Genomic DNA, 751 nt, shown 5'->3' on the forward strand with positions numbered 1-751 from the left:
ACGCCATCGAGGAGCGACATCTTCTTCATGATTTGGGATACGTCGACGGAAAGAGCTTTCGCCAACCGCTCGGGCGATACGCCTCTCTCAATTACGCGCCGTATCATGTAGTGCTCCTGGATTGTCGACAGGCGATTGACACGGTTGTTATAGGTGTAGCTTTCGTCGTCGGTCGCGACAAGGCAGGCGGCACGCTCATGCTTCAGGTCCTGGATGGCGAGCAAGCGCAGATGGCCATCCAGAAGAACATGTTGCCCGGAAGACTGGTCCGCGGCCATTACAGAAAGCGGTTCAATGAGGCCCACCTCCTCGATTGAGGTTCTTATCTGCTTGTATTTGCGTGATTCGACCACGGGCGCAGGTATTCTGCGCGATGGCAAGATGCTGCAGACCGGCACCGATAGCGGCTCGGGAATGAATCCAAGGGTGACTCCAGTCATGTGGCACTCCCGCTTGGCCAAACGCGCTCGGCAAGGTACTTCGGCAGGCTGGCCAGTCCCTCCGCGCGTAAGAGGTTGATGAAGTTCTCATCAGAAAACAGCTGCCTCAATGCACCGACGACAAACAACAACCGCTGTTGTGCGAATTCGGCCTTTCTGACCATGGATTTCTGACGTTCTACTTCTCGCTCGTACGTTCGCACGAGGCTAGATGTCGTGACGGCGGCAGACTTGCTGGTCATATTGTGTGCGGTGCTTCGTCCGAGTGCCTTTCTTCGCTCAATGACACGACGGGCGCTCATCAGTTGCTT

1 protein-coding gene and 1 pseudogene are annotated in these 751 nt (G+C 55.9%); both read right to left on the minus strand.

Going from position 1 to position 751, the window contains the following annotated elements; all coding sequences use genetic code 11:
- Positions 1-440 (minus strand): ParB/RepB/Spo0J family partition protein (locus NCS28_RS33065; protein ID WP_250517973.1); only part of this gene is annotated, 440 nt, incomplete at its 3' end.
- Positions 437-751, minus strand: a pseudogene (locus NCS28_RS33070) (chromosome partitioning protein ParB); the annotation flags it as partial. The pseudogene NCS28_RS33070 and the gene NCS28_RS33065, both read right to left, overlap by 4 nt.

It is taken from the genome of Caballeronia sp. INDeC2 (assembly GCF_023631325.1).
GTDB lineage: Bacteria > Pseudomonadota > Gammaproteobacteria > Burkholderiales > Burkholderiaceae > Caballeronia.